The organism is Mycobacterium sp., assembly GCF_039583805.1.
In the GTDB taxonomy this organism is placed as follows: Bacteria; Actinomycetota; Actinomycetes; order Mycobacteriales; family Mycobacteriaceae; genus Mycobacterium.
In genome coordinates this window covers 1-6,884 of record NZ_JAVKSH010000144.1, presented here as the reverse complement: position 1 = coordinate 6,884, position 6,884 = coordinate 1, and the positions used below count along the sequence as shown (strand labels likewise).

Sequence of the window (6,884 nt, the reverse complement as noted above, 5' to 3'; positions counted from 1 at the left end):
CTAGGCACTGCCGGCCGGCCGCACCTCCCGCCGCACCGCTAGTCGTCGGCGTGACGCCGCTGAGCCCACTGTTCGAGTCGCGCCTGCAGCTCGAACAGGCCGACACCCGCGATCGGCAGACCGACTGACATGAATACCACCAGCAACGGACTCATCTGGACCTCCGAGTCTTCGATCGTGGCACGCCGGTCACGCATCCGCGGTGCAACGCGCCGGTGGCTACCGCCCCAGAATCCGCCACAGGAACGAAAAACTCAGCGCCGCCTTGAACGCGGCCTGCGCGTTGTCCGCCGCTCCGGCGTGCCCGCCCTCGATGTTCTCGTAGTAGCAGACCCGGTGCCCGGCCGCCTCCAGGGCGGCCGTCATCTTGCGGGCGTGCCCGGGATGCACCCGGTCGTCGCGGGTCGAGGAGGTGACCAGCACCGGCGGATAGCGCACGTCGGCCGCGATGTTGTGGTACGGCGAGTATTGGGAGAGGAACGCCCAGTCGTCGGGGTCGTCGGGATCGCCGTATTCGGCCATCCAGGACGCGCCGGCCAGCAGCAGGTGATAGCGGCGCATGTCCAGCAGCGGCACCTGACATACCAGCGCGCCGAACAGCTGCGGGTATTGGGTGAGCATGACGCCCATCAGCAGACCGCCGTTGCTGCCGCCCTCCGCGCCGAGCTGCTCGACGGTGGTGACGCCGCGACGCACCAGGTCCGTTGCCACCGCGGCGAAGTCCTCGGCCACCAGATGCCGGCCCGCGCGCATCGCCTGGGTGTGCCAGCCGGGCCCGTACTCGCCGCCGCCGCGGATGTTGGCCAGCACGTAGGTGCCGCCGCGGGCCAGCCACAGCCGGCCCAGCACCCCGTCGTATCCGGGAGTGCTCGACGACTCGAACCCGCCGTAGCCGTGCAGCAACGTCGGGCCGGCGGCGTCGCGCGGGCGGACCACGAAGTACGGAATCGAGGTGCCGTCCGCCGACGCCGCGAAATGCTGTGTGACGTCCAGACGGTGTGCGTCGAAGAACGCCGGCGCGGACTTGATCTGCCGCAGCGGTCCGTCCACCGCGCCGTGCAGCAGCCGCGACGGTGTGTCGAACCCGCTGGAGTCCAGGAAGACCTCGTCGCCGGTGTCGTCGATGGCGGCGATCACGGTGGTGGTGTTGGCGGGGACATCGGTGACCGCCCGGCGCCGCCAACTGCCCGGTGTGACGATCTCGACGCGGCTGGCCACGTCGGCCAGGGTGACGATCACCAGCCGGTCACGGGTCCACCCGTACTGGTGCAGCGCGGTGTGCTCGTCGGGCTCGAACACGACCTGCAAAGATGCTGCGCCGCAGAGGAAGTCGTCGTAGCCGGCGGCCAGCAGCGAGCCCGCAGCATAGGACGCCGTACCGGTCAGCCAGTCGGTGCGCAGCTCGATCAGCAGCCACTGCCGATGCACCGAGACTGTCGCGTCGGTGGGCGCGTCGACGCGGATCAGCTCCGGATCGTCCGGGAGGCCGCGCAGCTCGTACACCTCGTCGTTGAAGAAGTCCACGGCGCGCCGGATCAGGGTGCGCTCGAAACCCGGTGTGCGGTCGACGCCCGCCGCCACCGTCACGTCGCGGCTCGACCCCTCGAACAGGGTCTGCGCCTGAGCCAGCGGCTGGCCGCGCCGCCACCGCTTGACCACCCGCGGATAGCCCGACTCGGTCAGTGACCCGTCACCGAAGTCGGTGCCGACCAGCACCGTGTCCGGGTCGGCCCAGCTGACGGAGGTCTTGGCTTCCGGCAACGCGAACCCGTCGGCGACGAATTCGCGTGTCGTCATGTCGAATTCGCGTACCACCGCCGCGTCCGAGCCGCCGCGGGACAGGCTGATCAGTGCGCGGGTGTACTCGGGCTCGATCACGGTCGCGCCACCCCATACCCAGTTTTGGCCGTCGGCCCGCCCCAGCTCGTCGACGTCGATCAGCACGTCCCAGTCGGGGGCGTCGCTTCGGTAGCTGTCCAGTGTGGTGCGCCGCCACAGCCCGCGGGGGTTGGCCGCGTCCCGCCAGAAGTTGTAGAGGAACTCCGCGCGACGACGGACGTAGGGGATGCGCGCGTCGGTGTCGAGCACCTCGATTGCTTGGGCGCGCATCTGCTCGAAATCCGGGCCGGAGAACTGCGTCACCGTCGGCTCGTTGTGGGCGCGCACCCAGTTCAGCGCGTCCTCGCCGGTGATGTCCTCCAGCCACCGGTAGGGGTCGTCCGGGTCCAGCGCAACCATGGCAGCCATTGTGGTCGCGGCGGTAGTGTGAGCTGCGTAACAGTAGAGGACGAGGAGCTGAGCCGATGACCGTTTTTGCACGTCCAGGATCCGCGGGTGCGCTGATGTCCTACCAGAGCCGCTACGGCAACTTCATCGGCGGCGAGTGGGTGGCGCCGGTGCACGGGCGGTATTTCGAGAACCCCACCCCGGTGACCGGCCAGCCGTTCTGCGAGGTGCCGCGCTCCGACGAGGCCGACGTCGACACCGCGCTCGACGCCGCGCACGCCGCCGCGCCGGCGTGGGGCAGGACGGCGCCCGCGCAGCGGGCCGCGATCCTTTCGCAGATCGCCGACCGCATCGACGAGCACCGCCAGGACCTGGCGGTGGCCGAGGTCTGGGACAACGGCAAACCGATCCGTGAGGCGATCGCCGCCGACATCCCGCTGGCCGCCGACCATTTCCGGTACTTCGCCGCGGCGATCCGCACCCAGGAGGGTGCGCTCTCCCAGGTCGACGAGAACACCGTGGCCTACCATTTCCACGAGCCGCTGGGCGTGGTCGGGCAGATCATCCCGTGGAACTTCCCGATCCTGATGGGCGCCTGGAAGCTGGCGCCCGCGCTGGCGGCGGGCAACACGGTAGTCCTCAAGCCCGCCGAGCAGACCCCGGCGTCGATCCTGTACCTGATGAGCCTGATCGGAGACCTGCTGCCGCCCGGGGTGGTCAACGTCGTCAACGGGTTCGGCGCCGAAGCCGGCAAACCGCTGGCGTCGAGCAACCGGATCGCCAAGGTCGCGTTCACCGGGGAGACCACCACCGGCCGGCTGATCATGCAGTACGCGTCGCAGAACCTGATCCCGGTCACCCTGGAGCTGGGCGGCAAGAGCCCCAACGTCTTCTTCTCCGACGTGATGGCTGCCCACGACGACTTCTGCGACAAGGCGCTGGAGGGCTTCACCATGTTCGCCCTCAACCAGGGCGAGGTGTGCACCTGCCCGTCGCGCAGCCTGATCCAGGCCGACATCCACGACGAGTTCCTCGAGCTCGCCGCGATCCGCACCAAGGCGGTCCGCCAGGGCGACCCGCTCGACATCGCGACCATGCTCGGCTCGCAGGCCTCCAACGACCAGCTCGAAAAGGTGTTGTCCTACATCGAGATCGGCAAGCAGGAGGGTGCGGTGATCATCACCGGCGGCGAGCGCGCCGAGCTCGGCGGCGACCTGTCCGGCGGCTACTACATGCAGCCGACGATCGTCGGCGGCAACAACAAGATGCGGGTCTTTCAGGAGGAGATCTTCGGGCCGGTGGTGGCGGTGACGTCGTTCACCGACTACGACGACGCGATGAGCATCGCCAACGACACCCTCTACGGCCTGGGCGCGGGCGTGTGGTGCCGCGACGGCAACACCGCCTACCGGGCCGGGCGTGAGATCCAGGCCGGCCGGGTGTGGATCAACTGCTATCACGCGTACCCGCCGCACGCGGCGTTCGGCGGCTACAAGCAGTCCGGGTTCGGCCGGGAGAACCACAAGATGGCGCTTGACCACTACCAGCAGACCAAGAACCTGCTGGTGTCCTACTCGGAGAAAGCGGTGGGCCTGTTCTGAGAGGGGGCCTGTTCTGATGGTCGACCGGGTGGTGATCACCGCGGCCGCCGCGCAGCTGCTGAGCCGGCTGATCGCGCGGCACGGCCCGGTGATGATCCACCAGTCCGGTGGCTGCTGCGACGGGTCGTCGCCGATGTGCTACCCCGACGGCGACTTCATCGTCGGCGACCGCGACGTGCTGCTGGGCGTGCTCGATCTGGAAAACGGCGCCGGTGACGGCGTGCCGGTGTGGATCTCCGGGCCGCAGTTCCAGACCTGGAAACACACCCAGCTGGTCATCGACGTGGTGCCCGGCCGCGGCGGCGGGTTCAGCCTGGAAGCCCCGGACGGCGTGCGGTTTCTGTCCCGCGGGCGGGCGTTCAGCGACGCCGAGAACGGCGGGCTGGCGCAGGCCCCGGTGATCACCGGGGCCGGCTACGAGCGCGGTGAGCGGCCGCCGGCGCGCAGCCCGGTGGTGGCTGACGCGGCTGACGTTCCACCGCTGGCGGGTGGTGCCCCCGGCCCGATATCCGGCGGGCACGCCGCACATGTACCGCGCTAGCCGCGGGCTGCCGCAGTACAGTCGTAAACCGTGATTCCGCTGCCGCGTTCGTGGGTTTTGGCCAGCACGATGCTGCTCGGCGTGGCGGTGGGCGTGCTGGCCGGCGCCGCGGCCACCCTGTTGGTTCACACCCGGGTCCGGCCCGACGTCGTCATCGCCCTGGTCGTCGGGATACCCAGTGTCACCGGTCTGTTGCTGATCCTGCTGTCGCGTCGCCGCTGGGTGACGGCGTTGGGTGCGTTCGCCCTGGCGTTGGCACCGGGCTGGTTCGGAGTGCTCACCGTGATCGAGGTGATGACCCGTGGCTGATCGCGATCCGCACGACGACGACGCGCTGCCGAAGACCGAGCCGTACACGCCGACCTTCGACACCGACGTGCAGCTGCCGGTGGTCCAGGCTCCCTCGCCGGACCCGGCTGCCGCGCCGGCGCCGTCGATCACCGTGCCCGGCCGCTACCACAACGTGAAGTGGTGGCAGCTGGTGTCGCTGCTGTTCGCGGTGTGGGTTCCGGCGGCGGCGGTCGGGCCCGGTCTGTTCTTCTGGTGGACCCGCGACCCGTCGCCGCACAAGACGCCGGTGGTGTTCGTCGTCCTGGTCTACGTGGTGGCGTGCACGGTCGCCGGGTTGATCCTGGCGATGGCGGACAAGCCGCTGCTGTCGGCGTTGGCCATCGCGGTGATGTCGGCGGTGTTCGCCTCCGTCGTCGCGGCGGCCCCGTTCTACGGCCGCTTCTACTGCGACCACAGCCCGCAGCCCTGCCTGGTGGGTGTCATTCCCTACTGAAGGTGTTTCGGACGTGGCCACCTGGTGGACAGACACGTCGCCAGTCACAGGCCTTCAGCCACAGGCTGTGCCCGAGGTCGACGTGCAGGGTGCCCGCCCGTGCTTGCTGGTGGCGCCGCAGGGGTCTAGGGTCCATACGGCGTAGAGCCGACAAAGCAGGTTCGGTGTTCGAGTAGGTGGCCCCGCCGCCTACCGGACCCCGAGGTTCGGGGGGCTGCCGTGCCCTCCGTCCCGTGACGAGAGCGAGGGCAGCCGCATCCACAGATCGGACGTGACTCTAGATGCTGTGTAACGCCGGCTGTCGCCGCGCGACCGTGCGCGAAGCACAGCCGCCCACGATGTTGCCCGAATCTCTGTGAGCGTCGATGGCCATCACCGACGTCGCTGAATACGCCCATCTGAGCGACGCGGACGTCGAGTCGCTCGCGGTCGCGTTGGAAGCTATCCGCGGCGACATCGAGGCGTCGCGCGGCGCCAAGGATCGGGCATACATACTGCGCGTCATCGCTTTTCACCGATCCCTCGAGATCGTCGCGAGGCTGATCATCCTCGGGAGCAAAAGCAGGATCGGATGGGCGGTCGGAACCGTCGCCCTGGCCGTGGCCAAAAGCATCGACAACATGGAACTCGGCCATAACATCAGCCACGGCCAATGGGATTGGATGAACGACCCGGAAATCCATTCCAGTACCTGGGAGTGGGACATGGCCGCTCTCACGTCGCAGTGGCGGTACTCCCACAACTACCGACACCACGTCTTCGCAAACGTCGTCGGCGTGGACGACGACCTCGGATTCGGCGTCTTGCGGGTCACCCGGGACCAGCAGTGGCAGGCCAGCAACTTGGTCCAGCCGTTGCGTGCTGTGCTGCTGGCGGCCGCCTTCGAATGGGGCGTCGCGTTCCACGGCTTGTATGCGGTGCAGGATCGCGAGACGACAGAGGCCGGGAAAGCCGCCCACAAAACCGCGTTGCTCCGCAAGATTGCTCGCCAGGCCGGCAAGGACTATGTCCTCTTCCCCGCGCTGAGTCTCCGGCGGTGGCGCCGCACACTCGGGGCCAATGTGGTGGCCAACGGGCTGCGCAATGCGTGGGCGTACGTGGTGATCGCCTGCGGTCACTTCGCGGACGGAGCGGAGAAGTTCACCCCGTCGGTGCTCGAGGGTGAGACGAAGCCGGAATGGTATCTGCGGCAGATGCTGGGCACTGCGAACTTCCGGGCCGGGAAGGTACTGGCGTTCATGACGGGAAACCTCTGTTACCAAATCGAACATCACCTTTTTCCTGACCTGCCGAGCAATCGATACCCCGAGATCGCCGAACGGGTGCGCGCCTTGTGCGTGGACTATGACCTGCCCTACACGACCGGTTCGTTTGCGCGCCAGTACCTGCTCACGGCGCGCACAATCTGCAAACTGGCCCTGCCGGACTGGTTCCTGTCCGCCACCTCCGATGACGCACCAGAGACGGCGTCCGAGGAGAAATTCCGGGATGTCGCGACACGCTCGGACTCATCCGGCGCCGGGGACGGTGTGCGGCGACGTGGATTGGCGACAGCAATACGTGCCCGCAGGGACGCACGCAGGGCGCCGCGAGGTACTCGGAGTCGATGAGGCCGCAGATCGAGAGCAGTCGCAGATGTAGGAGATCCTTCGGCCGCTAGGCCCGTTTTCCGCACCGCGATCGGGTTAGCCCTTGTGCGGCGTGTGGCGTTGTGCCTGTGGGGGTTGGGTTT

The 6,884-nt window shown here is 68.3% G+C and carries 6 protein-coding genes; 5 read left to right on the top strand and 1 reads right to left on the bottom strand.

Annotated elements, in window-relative coordinates:
- Positions 1–219 precede the first annotated feature (219 nt).
- Positions 220–2,247, bottom strand: coding sequence for a prolyl oligopeptidase family serine peptidase (locus ABDW21_RS15660; protein ID WP_343603207.1), 2,028 nt, complete (start codon positions 2,245–2,247; stop codon positions 220–222).
- Positions 2,248–2,303: 56 nt separating this feature from the next.
- Between ABDW21_RS15660 and ABDW21_RS15655 the strand changes: the two genes are divergently transcribed.
- From ABDW21_RS15655 to ABDW21_RS15635, 5 genes are all read left to right on the top strand, one after another.
- On the top strand, positions 2,304–3,827 hold the full coding sequence (locus ABDW21_RS15655) for an aldehyde dehydrogenase family protein (protein WP_343603206.1): 1,524 nt from the start codon (positions 2,304–2,306) through the stop codon (positions 3,825–3,827).
- A gap of 16 nt (positions 3,828–3,843) precedes the next feature.
- Entirely contained in the window at positions 3,844–4,368 is a 525-nt protein-coding gene (locus tag ABDW21_RS15650; protein ID WP_343710696.1) for a DUF779 domain-containing protein, read from the top strand.
- Between the two features lie 30 nt (positions 4,369–4,398).
- Positions 4,399–4,677 (top strand): putative holin, encoded by a 279-nt coding sequence (locus tag ABDW21_RS15645; protein ID WP_343710695.1) that lies wholly within the window; start codon positions 4,399–4,401, stop codon positions 4,675–4,677.
- On the top strand, positions 4,670–5,152 hold the full coding sequence (locus tag ABDW21_RS15640; protein ID WP_343710694.1) for a hypothetical protein: 483 nt from the start codon (positions 4,670–4,672) through the stop codon (positions 5,150–5,152). Before ABDW21_RS15645 ends, ABDW21_RS15640 begins: the two co-directional genes overlap by 8 nt.
- A gap of 365 nt (positions 5,153–5,517) precedes the next feature.
- Positions 5,518–6,762 (top strand): fatty acid desaturase, encoded by a 1,245-nt coding sequence (locus tag ABDW21_RS15635; protein WP_343710693.1) that lies wholly within the window; start codon positions 5,518–5,520, stop codon positions 6,760–6,762.
- The last annotated feature ends 122 nt before the right edge of the window (positions 6,763–6,884 follow it).